The 19,863-nt window shown below is 45.3% G+C and carries 4 protein-coding genes; all 4 read left to right on the forward strand.

Going from position 1 to position 19,863, the window contains the following annotated elements:
- The first annotated feature begins 3 nt into the window (after positions 1-3).
- The 4 genes from PVK79_RS06220 (at position 4) to PVK79_RS06235 (ending at position 19,833) form a co-directional block, all read left to right on the forward strand.
- Positions 4-528 carry a phage tail protein gene (locus tag PVK79_RS06220; RefSeq protein ID WP_257325516.1) on the forward strand — a complete coding sequence of 175 codons (525 nt, stop codon included), beginning with the start codon at positions 4-6 and terminating at the stop codon, positions 526-528.
- 11 nt (positions 529-539) lie between these two features.
- Entirely contained in the window at positions 540-1,073 is a 534-nt protein-coding gene (locus PVK79_RS06225; protein WP_257325517.1) for a phage tail protein, read from the forward strand.
- 145 nt (positions 1,074-1,218) lie between these two features.
- Positions 1,219-2,541, forward strand: coding sequence for a S8 family peptidase (locus PVK79_RS06230; RefSeq protein WP_257325518.1), 1,323 nt, complete (start codon positions 1,219-1,221; stop codon positions 2,539-2,541).
- Between the two features lie 102 nt (positions 2,542-2,643).
- Positions 2,644-19,833 (forward strand): tandem-95 repeat protein, encoded by a 17,190-nt coding sequence (locus PVK79_RS06235; protein WP_257325519.1) that lies wholly within the window; start codon positions 2,644-2,646, stop codon positions 19,831-19,833.
- Positions 19,834-19,863: the final 30 nt, after the last annotated feature.

A 19,863-nucleotide genomic window follows, 5' to 3' on the forward strand; every position in this document is an offset into this window, starting at 1 on the left:
TAAATGGAAGGGTTTATTGGACAGATAACGATGTTTGCCGGCAATTACTCGCCATTTAAATGGGCGTTTTGCTACGGGCAGATCACTGCAATTACAGGGAATGAAGCATTATTCTCTTTGCTTGGGAATACTTATGGTGGAGATGGTAGAAGTAGTTTTGGGTTTCCTGATATGCGAGGTCGATTACCTATGGGGTTCGGCAGTGGTCGCGGATTAACGCCAACACAGATAGGAACAATGAAAGGGGTAGAAACGGTCACCTTAGATATCAGTCAAATACCATCGCATAGCCATAATTTTCAGGTAAGTAACAACACCGCTACGGGTACAAGCCCTGGTGGGCAAGTGTTGGGTAAAGCTGATATGTACTGTGAACCAGCAACGGCCCAGTATAATGATGGTCCTTCAGCTATGTATGACGGCATCATTGCCTCCAAGGGAAGCAATCATGCTCATGAAAACAAAATGCCTAGCCTTGGGGTTAATTTTATCATATGCCTAAATGGCATATATCCACCTAGAAATTAAGGAGAAGAATAATGGCTGATTGTTTTTTAGGTGAAGTTCGAATGTTTGTTTGCAATTTTACACCTGAGTGGTGGACCAGTTGTGAAGGACAACTACTACCTATATCGCAAAATTCAGCACTTTTTGCGGTAATAGGCTGTAACTTTGGTGGTGATTGTCGCACCACCATGGGGGTGCCAAATTTACAATGTAGAGTTCCGATGGGGACGGGGACAGGTCCAGGCCTGACACCGAATATGTTAACCGAAAAGCAAGGCGAAAATGAAGTTGTGCTATATGAGTCGAACTTACCTGCTCATACCCATACTTTTTATGGTACGACTTCATTAGCCGGAACGGTTGATACGGCGCAGGGGAATCTACTCGCTCAGTCTACAGGCTTTACTGCTTATGACAACGAACCTAATGCGCAAGATCAGATAGCGATGGATTATGCTGCGCTTGGTACTAATGGCATGGCAAATGCTGGGCATGAAAACCGCCAACCATTTTTGGCGATTCAGTTTGCATTGGCACTAGATGGTACATTTCCACCAAGGAACTAGCTTCGTAAGGCGCAAAGTATTGGTAAGAGATTGGCTTGTTGTTGGTGCTGGTCCTTACTAATACTTATATTTTACGGCTGTAATTGAGTGTTATTATAGCTTTTAAGTTAGTAACTTACTGTGGTGTTTGTAAGAGTGGTAACCAATGTGTAAAAAAGAGGTTTGTCAGCTTTTTTATCTAACAAGATTAAAGCTGGTGCTGTGCTTTATATTTGTTGTTTTATCTATTGGTACGACGAATGCACAGGGAATTGAGTTTGTTAATTTTGGCAATAAGATAAAGCTTGAACAGAGCAGCGCTGAACCTAAGAGTGTGTATAAGTTTGCTAATTCAGAACAATTGGTAGAGCTGAATAACAGAATAATCATAAAAATACAGGCTGGGATAGGCGGTGACGTTGCAAACGCTTTAAAACAAAAAATAGATGTTGGTCAGCTAGCCACCTTTGGGCCATTTGCAGAGCACGAGTTTATGGTGGTATCGCTAAAAGACGCGTCCGCAAAGCGCTTAACTGGTGCACTAGCGATTGCCAGTGGTTTGGAGGGGGTAATATATGCTCAACCAGATATTTTACAAATAAAAAGTAAGCTCGAAGTTGAAAATCATAACGCTGCGCAATGGTTAACAAAAACCTTGTCGAAATCAGGTTCTATGAAAAGCTTACCTTTTCGTTTATTTCAGTTAGAGAAATGGCAAAAACAACTACAACAATCGACTCAAGGTGAAGGAGTAAAAATAGTTGTTATCGATGATGGCTTTGATTTAAAACATGAGGCCTTAAGTAAAACTAAGGTATTACTCACCTACGATATTGAAAGAAGAGTCAAGGACGTACAGCCGCAAAGCGGTTTTGATATCCATGGTACTAAGGTAGTCGGAGTGATTTTTGCCAGAGCAAATGACGCTTTGCCAGCTGAAATGGCGGGCCTTGCAATCGACGCCGAGCTTATTGCAATTAGACAAACAAAAAGCTGGACAAGCCATACATTGGAGTCATTACATATCGCGCAACTGGCGCAAGCCGACATTGTTAACATGAGTTGGCAAACGCAGTTGCTACTAGAACCAATAAAAGATGCCATTGATGGCTTAGCACAAACCGGCCGAGGCGGTAAAGGTGCGCTGGTAGTTATAGCCGCCGGGAACAGCGGAAACATGATTAAAGCAAATAGCACAGAGGCGAGTATTGCGTCTGCGGTGGTGGTGGGCGCAATGAATAGTGGCGGTATGCCGGCAAGCTTCAGTAACTTTGGTAAATCGGTAAGTGCTTGGATGCCAGGTTACAGCGCCAAGGTAACCGCGAAAAATAATGCATACAGTGGTTTTGGTGGTACTTCTTACGCAGCGGCATATTGCACGGGCATGATTGCACTGCTGTTGGCCGCTGAACCTGAATTACCGGCAAGTAAAATCAAGCAAAAGCTGGCTCAAGTGTCTGGTTTAATGTTGGACAACCAGAGTAAGTAAAGTAATTAAACGGCTGTTTTAGCTACTTATAACACAACAAGTTGGATAAAGGTCGTTCCTACCTTGGAAGTGAGCTTCTGGGTATAAAATGTGGATAAAACTATGGATACAGAATATAACAGCGCAATGGTATTTACGTACAGTAAACTACAAACCCATATTAAGGCCGCATTGCTATGCAGTGCTGCTATTCAGTTGCCTGTGGCAGTGGCTTCATCACCGCTAGCAAATACAGAGACATTAAAGGACGTAGTGACTCATACAACGGTCAATCAGCAAGCGCTTGACTATGTACAGTCAAAGCTGACTTCCAAACCTGTTACGGTCACGCGCGATCCAAGTTGGGGGCGGCTGGAATTTCTGTCGCAATGTACAGGCTCTGATCCTCTGTGTAGTAGTTTTACTAACGAGTTTGACTGTTTGTATAACCTTCCGTTTGGAACATGTACTTGGGGGGCTCCGCCTAGTAATAATCCTCCATCCTTCAACAGCAGCGCATCTACTAACTTTGCAGAAAATGACACGGGCACAGTGCTTGATGTTAATGCTGACAATGGTGATGGCGGTAGCAATGACTCAGGGATCACTTACTCTTTATCTGGTACAGATGCTTCGCAGTTCACTATTAACTCAAGCTCTGGTGTCATCACGTTTAAGACTGCACCGGATTATGAATCGCCGGGAGACAACGGCGGCGACAATATTTACAATATTACGGTTACTGCCAATGACGGTGGAAGTAGCAACAACACGGCTACACAAAATATTACCATTACGGTTACAGATATCGATGAGGTTGCACCTACGTTCGATGGCGGAAACTCAACACCGAATGACAATGCGACAGGGGTCTCGGGAAGTAGTAATATTACTATTGACTTTAACGAAAATATAGCCCTTGGAACTGGTAACATTACTATCCGTGACGTCAGTGGTAGTAGTGATTTTGAAGTGTTTGATGTCGCGACAGAAAGCGACGGTACGACGACTAGCCCAAGTGCAGGTCGTATTGGTATTACAAATGATAAAATTTACATTAACCCAACCAATAACTTAAGCGGCAACCGCAACTACGCCATTCGCATTGATGCAACAGCGGTAGAGGATACCGCTGGCAATAGTTTTGCCGGCATTAGCGACGATACTACCTTTAACTTTGCCACCGTGAATACTGCGCCTGAGGTTGATTTAGATTCAGGTACAGGTGGTAATGACAATAGCCTTTCTTTTTCTGAAGGTAATGGTGCGGTTAACATAGCCTCAAATGCTGCAGTAACTGAATCGGACAGCGATACCATCACGACGATAACTGTTAATCTTACCAATGACCAAGATGGCGCATTGGAGGGGCTAAATGTATCGGCTGCGGCGCAAAATGCGCTAAGTGGTTCTGGTGCTGCAGATATTACGTTGAATGACACCATTTCCATTACAGGGGCAACGGCCACCGCTGCTGAAGTAGCAAGTTTCCTTCAGGCGGTAACCTATAACAATACCTCTAGCTCACCTAATGAAACCGCTAGAACGGTGACAGTGGTAATTAATGATGGCACTGTAAATAGTGTAAGTCGTACAGCGACAATTTCGGTTGCTAATATTACTTCAGCGAGTTCTGCCGCTGCTGGATTTAGTACCTTAAACGGTATAAATTTAAGCCCAGCTATTACATTTAGTGACGATAATGAAACATTAAATATTAACAATGCAGCGCATATTACAGGGTCAACGGCTGATGGCGGCGGCGGTACCGATACAATCAGTGTCGTTACCGGGAGCGACTTAACTGGGTTCACAAGCTTAACGGGTTTTGAAACCTTAACGCCATATAACAATGGTTCATTGACATTAAGTGAAACGCAGCATGACAGTTTCACTACTATAAATGGCAATGGTACAAATCAATTTACTATCGCTAGTGCCAATGGCGATCAAGCGCTCACTGGCGACACTGATATTGAAACCTATGTGCTTGGCACAGCGATGACCTTTACGCTTGGTAGTGCAGCGCAAAATGTAACCGGCAGTAGCGCAGATGATACCGTTAATATTAATGCCTTCACGGTAACAGGTACATTGAATGGCGCTGCAGGTAACGACATATTACAGGCCGACTCTGGTGCTGATCTCAGCGGTGCAACAATATCTGCCTTTGAATCATTAACACTTGCCAGTGGTGCGAGTGTATTGATGACTGAGGCGCAGCACGATAGTTTTACAACGTTTACAGCACCAGGCACAGAAACGATAACTATTAGCTCAGCAACGGATGGACTAACAGGCAACAGTGCGATTGAAACGTATGTTTTATCTGCACCAAATGCATTCACCCTTGGCGCTGCAGGGCAAAATTTTACTGGTAGCAGCGGCGACGATACTCTCAATATTGGCTCAGTTAGCGCAACCGGTATTTTAGCGGGCAACACCGGCACTGATACGTTATCTATTGGTAGTGGTGGCAGTATTTCTGGCGCCACGATTAGCGGCTTTGAAAACTTGACGGTAGCAAGTGGCGGTTCAGCAAGTATTGCTGCATCACAGCTAGCATTGTTCTCAGGCACTGTCTCAGGCAGTGGTAATGAGACGCTAGATATTTTAGGTGATGGTAATTTCGCTACAGTATCAGCAATTGAAAGCTACACATTAAATGACGATAGCACGAACGCGCGTACAGTATCTATTAGTGCCGCGGGGCACTCAGTAACAGCTAGCTCGGTAACTGATGCCATTACGTTTGATATTGGCACACTAGCTTATACGGGAACAATTACCGGCGAAAATAGTGTTGCTGATACATTGTCTATGAGTAGCGGCGCAAACATTAGTAATGCCACGATTAGTAATGTGACTAATTTAACACTTGCTTCGGGTGCGTCAGTATCGATGACGGCCAGCCAGCATAGTAGTTTTACGGGCACCATAACAGCGCCAGGTTCAGAAACGATTACTATCACCGGTGATGGTGATTTCACAACCTTAACTGGTATTGAAAGCTACGATGTAGCTGATGACAGTACAAATACCAGAACAATCACCGTATCAACAGGGACCACTAATGTTACGGCTGGTTCATCAACCGACGCCATAATTTTTGCAATTGGTAACAGTGCATACACGGGCACGTTAATTGGCGAGAATAGTGTTGCCGACCAAGTACAAGTAACTGATGGTGCAGACATTAGCGGCGGTGGATTTTTAAATATAGGCACTCTTTCGTTAGCTAGTGGCGCAACAGTGGCTATTGATGCCGCTAATATTGGTAATTTTAGCACTGCTATAACGGGTAGTGCGGGCACTGAAACACTGAAACTGATGGATGGTGGGGCGTTTGATTTCACTAGTACCTCAGTGTCTGCTGTTGAAGGCGTGGCAATAGGAACTGACAATAATGCCACGATAACCTTGACTGACAACTTTAATGCCAATGGTCAAGCAGTATCAGTGTCAAATGCGAGTGGCGGTGAAATTACAGCAGCCCTATCAATAAATGCTTCAGCCTTTGCCAGTGACATGTTGACGATTACAGCCAGCAATTTCAATGGCGATGATACTATTGTTGGCGGTAGCGGCGCAGATACCATCCGCCCTGGCGGTGGTACTGATTCGATGACCGGGAATGCAGGTAACGATAATTTTGTCGGCAGTGCATCACAATTATCAGGGGATACCATCACCGATCTAGCCGTAGGTGATACCTTGACGATTACTGGCGTGACAGGGCTTTCAAGTGCAAATGTGCGATTTAATGGCACTAGCACATTAGAAGTTGATACAGATGCCACCGATTTTAATATTTCTGAGCTTACGCTCTCATTAAGTAATTCACCAGGCTCAAGTTTAGCTTTTAGCGTTGCTGAAAGTGGTAGCGATACCATAATAACTTTTGTTGAGCCAAATAGCGCCCCCGTATTTAGTGGTTTGAATGGCGGTGCAACCTTTACTGAAAATGGCTCTGCAATTGTTATCGACTCTGATGTGACTATCGCTGATACTGAGCTCGATGCCCTTAATGGCGCAATTGGTAATTATAATAATGCCAGTTTAACTATTAGTCGAAACGGTGGGGCAAGTACTGAAGATGTTTTTGCGAACAATAACTTATTGGGCGCGCTAATTGAGGGTAATACGTTTACTTATAATTCGACCACAGTCGGAACGGTAACGACTAACTCCTCAGGTACCTTGGTACTGACCTTTAATGCTAATGCTACATCTGCAATTGTTGACTCAGTTTTACAAAGCATTACCTATCAAAATAGTTCCGAATCTCCATCATCAGTGACTTTGGATTATGTCTTTAATGATGGGATAGCAAATAGCGCGGGTACAAATCAAGCGATAGTGAATATTACTGGGCAAAATGATGCCCCAACGGATATTTCACTTTCATCGGCAAGTATAAATCAATCATCAACTGGACCTGGTGCTAATATAGGGGCGCTCACTACCTCAGATGTAGATACCACCGACAGTCATAGTTATACGTTTGTAAGCTCAGGCGCAAGTGTAAACGGTACATGTAGCGCTGACACTAACAATAGCAGTTTTCAGATCCGTGGCACCTTAATTCAGACGCAAGCTGCACTTAGTGCAGGAAGTTACATTGTGTGCGTACAAAGTAACGATGTAACAACAACTTTTCAAAAAGCGTTTACTATAACGGTAAATGATAATGTTGCGCCAAGTGCGCCATCTACCCCTGATTTAAATGCGGCTGCTGATTCAGGGTTGTCTACTACGGATAATATTACCAACGATACCACGCCAACATTTAGTGGCACTGCTGAGAGTGGTTCAACAGTTAGTCTTTACAGCGACCAAGTTGGTGCTGGAGCAACTGTAATCGGGTCTGGCATAGCGACCGATGGCAATTGGCAAATTACCACTAGCACTTTAACTGCCGGTTTAGACCATGCTATTTCAGCAAAAGCAACAGACTCAGCAAGTAATGTAAGTAGTAGCTCAAGCGCACTTACAGTGACAATTGACACAACCGCGCCGAGCGCACCGAGCGCAGCCGATCTAACTGCAGCCAGTGATAGTGGCTCTTCGAGTACAGATAATATAACCAACAATACAACACCCACTTTTACAGGTACAGGCACCACAGGCGACACTATAACTCTTATTTCAAGTGTTGATGGCTCAATAGGCAGTGCTGTTGTTAGTGGTGGGGTGTGGAGTATCACCGTAGGCTCAGCAATGACGAGTGGCTCGCATACGATTGTGGCACGCGCGACGGACTCTGCTGGTAATATTACCAATGGAACGAGTACTACAATAACCATTGATACTAACGTGAGTGCACCGAGTATTAACACCCCGATTGAAGTAGATGGTCGGATCAATGCTGTGGAAGATGCGCATGTGCTTATACAAGGTAGCGGCGCTGACTCTGGCGCTACGGTTAATGTGACCATCAGCGATGGCGCGAATAACTTATCACGTACTGTGACGGCTGATGGCTCTGGGGCATGGACTATCAGTGGTAGTGAGTTTGATGTCAGCAGCTTTAATAACGGCACACTCACCGTCAGCGCCACACAAAGTGATGCGGCGGGTAACACCTCCAGTGCAGCCAGCACCTCAGTGATTTTAGATAACGCAGCACCGAATGCCTTGACGATAAGCACCCCGATTGAGGTTGATGGCCGGATCAATGCTGTAGAAGATGGCAGTGTATTGATCACCGGCTCCGGGGCAGAAGCCAATGCCAGTGTCAGTGTAACTATCAGCGATGGCGCGAATAACTTATCACGTACCGTGACGGCCGATGGCTCTGGGGCATGGACTATCAGTGGTAGTGAGTTTGATGTCAGCAGCTTTAATAACGGCACGCTCACCGTCAGCGCCACACAAAGTGATGCGGCGGGTAACACCTCCAGTGCAGCCAGCACCTCAGTGATTTTAGATAACGCAGCACCGAATGCCTTGACGATTGCCACCCCGATTGAGGTTGATGGCCGGATCAATGCTGTAGAAGATGGCAGTGTATTGATCACCGGCTCTGGCGCAGAAGCCAATGCCAGTGTCAGTGTAACTATCAGCGATGGCGCGAATAACTTATCACGTACCGTGACGGCCGATGGCTCTGGGACATGGACTATCAGTGGTAGTGAGTTTGATGTCAGCAGCTTTAATAACGGCACACTAACCCTCAGCGCGACACAAAGTGATGCGGCGGGTAACACCTCCAGCGCAGTCAGCACCGCGGTGGTTTTAGATAATACAGCACCGAATGCCTTAACGATTGCCACCCCTATTGAGGTTGATGGCCGGATCAATGCTGTAGAAGATGGCAGTGTATTGATCACCGGCTCTGGCGCAGAAGCCAATGCCAGTGTCAGTGTGACTATCAGCGATGGCGCGAATAACTTATCACGTACCGTAACGGCTGATGGCTCTGGGGCATGGACTATCAGTGGTAGTGAGTTTGATGTCAGCAGCTTTAATAATGGCACACTCACCGTCAGCGCCACACAAAGTGATGCGGCGGGTAACACCTCGACTACGGCAACCACAGTAATTACGTTGGATAATCAAGCGCCAAATGCATTGACGATTACTACGCCAATTGAAGGCGACGGCAAAGTTAATGCTGTTGAAGATAACGATGTACTAGTGCAAGGATCTGGCGCAGAGTCAGGTGCAACAGTTACAGTAAATGTTGATGGTATATCTAAAACCACCACTGCAGATTCAAGTGGTAATTGGACATTATCAGGCAACGAGCTGGATATCAGTGCGCTGAATAATGGTACGCTGACGGTCTCGGCAACTCAGGCCGATAGCGCAGGTAATGTCTCAATAGCTGCAACTACAACAATAACGTTGGATAACCAAGCACCAAACGCACCAACTTTTATTACGCCTATTGAGGGGGATGGTAAAGTTAACGCTGCGGAGGATAATGATGTATTAGTCCAAGGCGGGGGAGCAGAGTCAGGCGCAACAGTCACTGTGAGTATCGGTGGGGTGACTAAAACGACTACCGCAGACTCAAGTGGTAATTGGACATTATCAGGTAATGAGCTGGATATCAGCGCTCTAAATAATGGCATATTGACAGTTTCGGCAACACAAACCGACGATGCGGGCAATATATCAACGGCCGCATCAACTTCAATTACATTAGATAACATCGCACCAAATGCGGTGGCTATTACAACGCCGATTGCAGTAGATGGTATTGTAAATGCGGCTGAAGACAATGCTGTGTTGATCACAGGGTCAGGTGCAGAAGCTAGCGCAACAGTGACAGTGGGTATTAGCGGCATAAATGCCACTGTGATAGCTGATAGCAGCGGTAACTGGACACTTAATGGCAGTGAATTAGACATTAGCGCGTTAAATAATGGCACATTAACAGTATCTGCAACGCAAACCGATAGCGCAGGAAATATTTCATCTGCAGCTACAACCACTATAACCTTAGATAATGTTGCGCCAAATGCATTGGCTATCACAACGCCTATCGCTGTTGATGGCATTGTGAATGCTGCTGAAGATAATGCGTTATTAATTGTAGGATCTGGGGCAGAATCAGGCGCTGCAGTTAAGGTTGATGTTGGCGGTGTAAATGCCACCGTGACTGCTGATAGCAGCGGTAATTGGACTCTCAGTGGTAATGAGTTAGATATCAGTGCATTAAATAATGGCACATTAACGGTATCAGCAACGCAAACTGACAGCGCGGGTAATATTTCTCCAGCGGCAACGACGACGATAACCTTGGATAACAGTGCACCGTCAGTTGTTACTATTAATACGCCAATCGAAGTCGATGGCATAGTTAACGCTAGTGAAGATGATAGTGTATTGATAACCGGCTCTGGGGCAGAATCAGGCGCTGCAGTTAATGTTGATATTGGCGGTGTAAATGCCACGGTTACAGCTGGTAGTGGTGGAAATTGGACGCTTAGCGGCAATGAGTTAGATATAAGTGCACTTAATAACGGCACTTTAACAGTATCGGTAACGCAAACTGACAGTGCAGGGAATACTTCACCTGCGGCGACCAGCTCAATTACTTTAGATAATACCACCCCAACTGGGCATGCAGTTAGCGTTGATCAAAGCTTAATTAATGCGGATAACGAATCTGCAATGAGTGTTAGTTTTACTGGGCTTGAAGGAAGTGGTTCGCTTAGTTACCAGGTAAGTGATGGCAGTAATGCTGTTACTGGTAACGCAACGATTAGTGCTGTTACGCAGCAAATTACAGGTATCGATGTTACAACATTGGCTGAGGGAGTGTTAACGTTCTCAGCAATAGTTACAGACACCGCAGGCAATGCCAGCGCAGCAGTAACTGCCACAGTAACTAAAAAATATAATGTCGTACCGGTGTTAAGTGGTTCACCAAGTACAACTACAGCTGAAGATGCAGCGTATAGTTTTATACCCACCCTTACAGACAGCGATACGCAAGATACCCATACTTTTAGCATCATTAATAAGCCAAGTTGGGCAAGCTTTGACACCAGCACGGGCGAATTAGCGGGCACGCCACAGAACGAGGATGTGGGCAGCTACGCGGCTATTACTATCAGTGTTAACGATGGCACAGATAGCGCCAGTTTAACGCCATTTACATTAGAGGTAACCAACACCAATGATGCGCCGGTAGGGCAAAACTTCGCGTTTAACCTCGATGAAGCCGCGACTTTAACCGTGGCACTTGCAAACGGGTTATTAAGTAACGCCAGCGATGATGATGAAGGCGACACACTCAGCGCAGAGCTGGTCAGTCAACCACAATTTGGTAGTGTCAGCTTAAACAGTGATGGTAGCTTTAGTTATCAACATGACGGCAGTGAAAACCACGGCGACAGCTTCACCTTCCAAGTTCGTGATAGCGCCGGTGCGTTATCGGCGGTACAGACAGTAACACTTACGGTAACGCCGGTTGCTGATGCACCGGTTGCCATGGATGACAGTGCCACTACCGCAGAAGACACGCCAGTGAACTTTAGCTTGGTAGCGAATGACAGTGATGCAGAAAATGACCTAGTGGTCGCTTCAGCGGCCATCGTATTACCCGCGAGTAAAGGCACGGTAAGTATCACCAATGGCATTGCCACGTATACACCGAATAGCAATGTAACGGGGACAGACACTTTTACTTATACGGTAAAAGATGCGGCACTGAATACCTCGACAGCGGCGACAGTGACAGTCACCATTACCCCAGTGAACGACCTCCCTGAGGTACAAGCTATCAGCTTAAGTGTGGATGAAGACACCGCATCAGCAGTGACCAATGTGCGTTCACTGGCCAGTGATGTGGAAGACACCATCCCAACGGGCACGATTAACTTAGTCAGAGCGCCAAGCTCAGGGCAAGTGGTGTTTGACCAAGCCGCGGGTACCTTTGTGTATACCCCAGATGCGAACGTTACAGGGCAAGACAGTTTCACCTACACCATTACTGACAGCGAAGGCGGAGTGTCACTGCCAGGAACCGTTACGGTAAATATAGGTGCGGTGAATGACCGTCCAGTTGTTGCTAATGATGCAGTGACGACTGATGAAGATACCGCAACAACGTTAGCTATTTTAGCAAACGACTCAGACGTAGAAGACAGTGGCTTTAATGCTGCCAACGTAAGCCTTGAAAACCAAGGCACGGGGGCGGGCATGTACGACTTTGCGACAGTCAGTGTTAACCTAGATGGTAGTTTAGCTATCGTGCCAAGCCAAGATGTGAATGGGGTATTTAGTTTTGCCTACACATTAACAGACAGCGAAGGCTTAAGCTCAACCCCAGCGACCGTCACATTGACCATTAATGCCGTGAATGACGCACCAGTGGCGTTAGATAACACCGCCCAACTGCAAGAAGAAGGTTCATTTGAAGTCAACGTATTGGGTAACGACAGTGATGTTGATATCGGCGACAGCTTAGATGTGAGCAGTGTGACGGTTGTCAGTGCACCAAGCAACGGGCAAACTCAAGTAACAGCAACGGGGGCAATCATTTATACCGCCAATGCAGATTACTATGGTGACGACAGCTTTACTTACACAGTTAAAGATAGCAATGGCGCGATATCTAACCTTGCTACTGTCACCATGACCGTGAACCCAGTCAATGATGCGCCGGTGGCACAAACGCAAACCCTTAGCCTTGATGAAGATGCAAGCTTATTGATCACATTGCTTGCGACAGACATCGAAAATGACAGCTTAACTTATCGCATTGATACTGATGTCGCACACGGAACGCTAGTTCAACAAAGCAGTGATAGTTGGTTGTATTCAGCTGCGGCAGATTATAACGGCAGTGATAGTTTCACGTTTGTAGCCAATGATGGTGCGTTAGATTCAGCTCCTGTTAGTGTTAACTTAACCGTTAATGCTGTAAATGATGCCCCTGTTGCCAGCGCAGCAGCGGTGTCAGTAAATGAAGATACGCCACTGACTATCAACCTTACCGCCAGCGATATCGAAGGCGATACCTTAACGTATCAAATCAGCAGTCAGCCACAAAATGGCCGTGTTACATTGACTGGCTCGCAAGCAATATACCAAGGTGAGAGTGACTTCTTTGGCACCGATAGCTTTAGCTTTGTTGCTAACGATGGTAGCGTGGATTCAGCACCAGCGGTGATCATAGTGACTGTGAGCAGTGTCAATGATGTGCCAGTGATCAGCGGTTCACCGACTGTGTCAGTGAGTGAAAAAATCGCTTATAGTTTTGCGCCAACGGCAACTGACACCGAGGGCGATAACTTAACCTTTAGCATCAGTAATAAACCAAGTTGGTTGAGTTTTGATAGCAGCACCGGGTTGCTCAGTGGTATTGCTGGTAACAGCGATGTGGGTGTGTACAGTAATATTGTGATCAGTGTCAGCGATGGCATGGATACGGTGAGCTTACCAGCATTTAACTTAACGGTGATCAACGTCAATGACGCACCAACGATTGGTGGTGTTCCTGCATTAAATGTTGATCAAGATACGCCTTATAGCTTTACCCCAACAGCCAGCGATATTGATGGCGACAGCTTAACCTTTAGTATTAGCAACAAGCCGAGCTGGGCAAACTTTGATAGCAGCACTGGGCAGTTGTCAGGTACGCCAAGTAATGATGATGTAGGCGTAAATAACAACATTATTATTTCAGTATCAGACGGCGCGATTACTACAGCACTGAGTAGCTTTAATCTCACAGTTAAAAACGTTAACGATGCACCGACAATCAGTGGTACACCGAACACCACGGTAAGCGAAGACAGTCAGTATCAGTTTACGCCATCAGTGCGTGATATTGATGGTGATAGCCTGAGTTTCAGCATCATTAACAAGCCAAGCTGGGCAAGCTTTGACACCAGCACGGGCGAATTAGCGGGCACGCCACAGAACGAGGATGTGGGCAGCTACGCGGCTATTACTATCAGTGTTAACGATGGCACAGATAGCGCCAGTTTAACGCCATTTACATTAGAGGTAACCAACACCAATGATGCGCCGGTAGGGCAAAACTTCGCGTTTAACCTCGATGAAGCCGCGACTTTAACCGTGGCACTTGCAAACGGGTTATTAAGTAACGCCAGCGATGATGATGAAGGCGACACACTCAGCGCAGAGCTGGTCAGTCAACCACAATTTGGTAGTGTCAGCTTAAACAGTGATGGTAGCTTTAGTTATCAACATGACGGCAGTGAAAACCACGGCGACAGCTTCACCTTCCAAGTTCGTGATAGCGCCGGTGCGTTATCGGCGGTACAGACAGTAACACTTACGGTAACGCCGGTTGCTGATGCACCGGTTGCCATGGATGACAGTGCCACTACCGCAGAAGACACGCCAGTGAACTTTAGCTTGGTAGCGAATGACAGTGATGCAGAAAATGACCTAGTGGTCGCTTCAGCGGCCATCGTATTACCCGCGAGTAAAGGCACGGTAAGTATCACCAATGGCATTGCCACGTATACACCGAATAGCAATGTAACGGGGACAGACACTTTTACTTATACGGTAAAAGATGCGGCACTGAATACCTCGACAGCGGCGACAGTGACAGTCACCATTACCCCAGTGAACGACCTCCCTGAGGTACAAGCTATCAGCTTAAGTGTGGATGAAGACACCGCATCAGCAGTGACCAATGTGCGTTCACTGGCCAGTGATGTGGAAGACACCATCCCAACGGGCACGATTAACTTAGTCAGAGCGCCAAGCTCAGGGCAAGTGGTGTTTGACCAAGCCGCGGGTACCTTTGTGTATACCCCAGATGCGAACGTTACAGGGCAAGACAGTTTCACCTACACCATTACTGACAGCGAAGGCGGAGTGTCACTGCCAGGAACCGTTACGGTAAATATTGGTGCAGTGAATGACCGCCCAGTTGTTGCTAATGATGCAGTGACGACTGATGAAGATACCGCAACGACGTTAGCTATTTTAGCAAACGACTCAGACGTAGAAGACAGTGGCTTTAATGCTGCCAACGTAAGCCTTGAAAACCAAGGCTCGGGGGCGGGCATGTACGACTTTGCGACAGTCAGTGTTAACCTCGATGGTAGTTTAGCTATCGTGCCAAGCCAAGATGTGAATGGGGTATTTAGTTTCACCTACACATTAACAGACAGCGAAGGCTTAAGCTCAACCCCAGCGACCGTCACACTGACCATTAATGCAGTGAACGATGCACCAGTGGCGCTAGATAACACCGCCCAACTGCAAGAAGAAGGTTCATTTGAAGTCAACGTATTGGGTAACGACAGTGATGTCGATATCGGCGACAGCTTAGATGTGAGCAGTGTGACGGTTGTCAGTGCACCAAGCAATGGGCAAACTCAAGTAACAGCAACGGGGGCAATCATTTACACCGCCAATGCAGATTACTATGGTGACGACAGCTTTACTTACACAGTTAAAGACAGCAATGGCGAGATATCTAACCTTGCTACTGTCACCATGACTGTGAACCCAGTCAATGATGCACCTTTAGGTATTCCGCAAAGTTTAATACTTGCTGAAGATAATAGCGTCTTGATCACCTTAGTTGGCTCAGATATTGAGAACGATGATCTAAGCTATCGTCTTGATGAAGGCGCATTACATGGCTCGCTTGTGCAGCAAAGTAATGATAGTTGGTTATATACGCCAAACGCTAATTATAACGGCAGTGATGGCTTTAGTTTTGTTGTTAATGATGGACAGTTAGATTCAACAACAACCCCGGTATCGTTAGTTATCACCGCAGTTAATGACGCGCCAATTGTGGGTCTACAAACTGGCGTTACTGATGAAGACATGCCAGTCGTTATGAACTTACTCGGTAGTGATGTTGATGGTGATAGATTAACTTATACAATCGTTAGTCAACCAACTCATGGCGCTGCGACTATCTCAGGTGAGCAAGTTACTTATCAAGGCAGTGCAAATTACTTTGGTGACGATCAGTTTAGCTATATAGCGAATGATGGATTACTTGATTCAGCACCAAGCACAGTGTCAGTAACGATTAATAGTATTAACGATTTGCCAGTGATTACTGGAGTACCAAGCTTAGCTATTAATGAAAATGACTTATATAGCTTTGTACCACTAGCGACAGATAATGATGGCGATAACCTCAGCTTCAGTATTGAAAATAAACCAAGTTGGTTGAACTTTGATACCACCACAGGGGAGCTATCAGGCAGACCAAGCAATGCAGATGTAGGAAGTTATGCAGGCATCACGGTGAGTGTAACGGATGGGATTGCAAGCCAAAGTTTAACCCCATTTACACTGACAGTAGTGAATGTTAACGATGCACCAACAATCAGCGGTTCACCTGCAACATCAATCGCGCAAGATACAGGTTACTCATTTACGCCAATTGTGTCAGATATTGATAATACCAGTTTATCATTGACGATTTCGAACAAGCCGAGTTGGGCAACGTTTGATAGCACAAGTGGTACATTAAGTGGTATACCGACACGAGATGACGTTGGTCTATATAGTAATATTTTGATCACCGTAAGCGATGGGCAGTTAAGCAGTACGCTTAACCCATTTAGTATTGATGTAACGTATGTAAATGCGCCGCCTGTTGCTAATGATATGGTAATGCGCGTTAAAGAAGATAATAACCTCAGTGTTAGTGCTCAGGTTAGCGACAGTGATAACGACAATTTAGTTATAGAAGTGGTCACTCAACCACAGTTTGGTAGCTTAACGGTGCAAGGAACGGTATTTAGTTATCAGCCACAGGCTGATTATCATGGTAGCGACACCTTTAGCTATTTAGTGACTGATGGTAAAGCAAGTTCAGCTGTAGCTATGGCGTTAATTACTGTTGAGTCAGTAAACGATCAACCGGTCGCTGTGGAAGATACCTTTGACTTAGCGCGAACTGAAAGCGGCCGTTATATACTTGATGTATTGGCGAATGACACTGATGTTGATGGTGATGTAATAACAATTATTGGTGCTAGGGCGTCAGTGGGTACAGTGAGTATTGTTGACCAGCAGCTTGTCTATCAATTTAGCGCAAGTACCCAAGGCACTATTAAAGTTGAGTATATTATTGCCGACCCAGCGCAAGCACAAAGCACAGGGTTTGCTTATATTAACTTTACTGATAGCCAAGCGGATGCACCAACCATTACACCTCCAGCTGCTGTGAATGTTGATGCAACAGGATTGTTTACTCGAGTTAAGTTGGGTACAGCTCTTGCGTTTGATAGCGAGCAAAACCCTCTACCTGTTACTACTATCAATCAAAGTATGTTGTTTACGCCAGGCGTACATCAAGTGTATTGGCAAGCGATAGACAGTAATGGTAAAACCACAACTGCTAGCCAGCAAGTAATGGTTCACCCGCAAATATCACTAGGTAAAAATAAAGTTGTTGCTGAGGATCAAAGTTATACCACTCGGGTTTACTTGAATGGACCAGCGGCAAGTTATCCTGTCACTGTACCTTACAGCGTATCTGGAACCGCAACATCAGATGATCATGATTTAATCAGCGGTGAAGTGGTTATTGAACAAGGCCTCGTTGGTGAGATCAACTTTAGAGTCTTTGCAGATAGTGAGATTGAAGCGGATGAAACAATTGTTATAACGCTTGACGATAGCCTTAATACTGGCGCGCAAGCCTCTAATATTATGACTATTTCAGAGAGTAATATAGCACCAAGCTTAGTTACGATAACGGAGCAAAATAATCAGCCTCGGCCATTTGTTTTAGCTAGTGACGATCTCGTAACAATTACAGCGTTGGCAACAGATAATAACCCTGGAGATAATATTTCATTTAGTTGGCAAGCAGCAGATGAACGGATTGTTGATCTAGGTAATGCGGCTGATACATTTGTGTTCTCTACAGCTGAACTCGATATTGGTATTTATGAAATAGCAGTAACCGCAACAGATGACGCTGTGGATAGCTTATCAACTACAGTGACCAGTTATGTTGAAGTGGTAGCTCAGTTACCTGAGTTAACAACTGCCGATACTGATAATGACTTAATACCAGACAATATCGAAGGTCTACAAGATAATGACCGTGATGGTATTCCTGATTATTTGGATAATATTAATGAATGTAATGTATTACCTGAGCAAGTAAATGAGTCCGCGCAGTTTCTTGTCGAGGGGGATGCGGGAGCATGTTTAAGAAAAGCATTCTCAAGCATACAAAATAGCAGTGGCGCAGCACAATTGTTTGAAAATGAATTGCCTGCAGATGTTGGGATGGATAACTCTGGTGGTTACTTTAGCTTTATAGTAACCGCCATGGAGCAAAAAGGTGAAAACTACCACATAGTGCTTCCGCAAAGAATGCCAATACCAGCGGGGGCGATTTATAGAAAGCTTATCAATAATGAGTGGATTGACTTTAATACCAGCAACGGCGATAAGGTCTATTCTACTCAAGGTGAGCAAGGGTATTGCCCTTCACCAAATAGTCAGCTGTGGCAAGAAGGGCTTAAAGAAGGTGACTGGTGTGTACAATTACGCATAACTGATGGTGGTATCAATGATGCTGATGGCATAGCGAATGGTCAAATTGTTGATCCAGGCGGCGTTAGCGTTATGAGTAGTAATAACAGCGCGCCTGTTACACAATCAGATCAAGTAACTATTGCACTAGGTAATAGTATTGTTATTGATGTGCTTAGTAATGATAGCGATGCAGATAATGATGTACTGACGCTCACCAGTGCAAGTGTTGATTTTGGTGAGGTAGCAATCGTTAATAATCAACTTAGTTATCAACCATTACTTGATTTTATTGGTACTGCAACGATCAACTACAGTGTGTCTGATGGTAAAGGTGGAACAGCCTTTGGTACAGCGACTGTTAGTGTGGTAGTAAACAGTGCCCCAACAACTATTGGTGATACTGCAAGCACCAATGACCGCACGCAAATAGTTATTGATGTGCTCTCCAATGATAGCGATGCGGATGGCGACGCACTTAGTTTAATAAGCGCGCAAGCTACGCAAGGCACAGTCACTATAAATAACGATGGCACATTGAATTACCAGCCCAAAGCAGGTTTTGAAGGTGTTGATTTTATTGAGTATACAGTTTCTGACAGTAAAGGTGCTGAAGCAAAAGGAGAAGTAAAAGTGACCGTAAAAGCTTATACAACCACCACGGTTAAAAATAGCTCATCAGGTAGTTTAGGCAGCACCATGGTGTTGTTAATGATTGGGTTAGTCTTTATACGTCGCCAATCAAAACTGACGCCATGGGCTTTACTCGCTACGGCTGTGGTAGTCAGTCAGCCTGTACTAGCTGGTGAGTGGTCTATGGATGGCACGATTGGTTATGCGGCCGTTGCAGGCTCCACCACAACTGATCAATCAGTCGAATTAGCGAATACTGAATACGATGATACCGATATTAGTTGGTCAATAGGCGGGATTTATTCGTTAGCGACTAATTGGCAATTTGGCGTACGCTATATCAACTTAGGTGAAGGTAGTATGACCTTTGTTGGAGATACGCTTGATCCAAGTAATGCGCAATTGAATGTATCACAAACCGTGCCGCTATTGTCACAAGGACCTGCGATACAAACAGCTTATGTATTCCCGCTGTTGGGCCAAGTTAAGAGTAAGGTTTTTGTAGGGGCTTTCCATTATCATTATTCAATCGATAGCCGCTCATCTACGGGGCAAAAAATTACATATAGTGACACCAATACACGCCCTTATTTTGGCGGGCAATTAGCTTATCCAGTGCTTGAAAATACAGATGTTTCAATTAACTATAGCCATTATAAGCTAAGAGAAAATGATGTAAATGAATGGGCGCTAGGGTTCCAATATCAATTTTAGGAGTCATTAAAGCGTAAATAAAACGGCTAG

This window comes from Pseudoalteromonas rhizosphaerae, from assembly GCF_028885455.1.
Classification (GTDB): domain Bacteria; phylum Pseudomonadota; class Gammaproteobacteria; order Enterobacterales; family Alteromonadaceae; genus Pseudoalteromonas; species Pseudoalteromonas rhizosphaerae.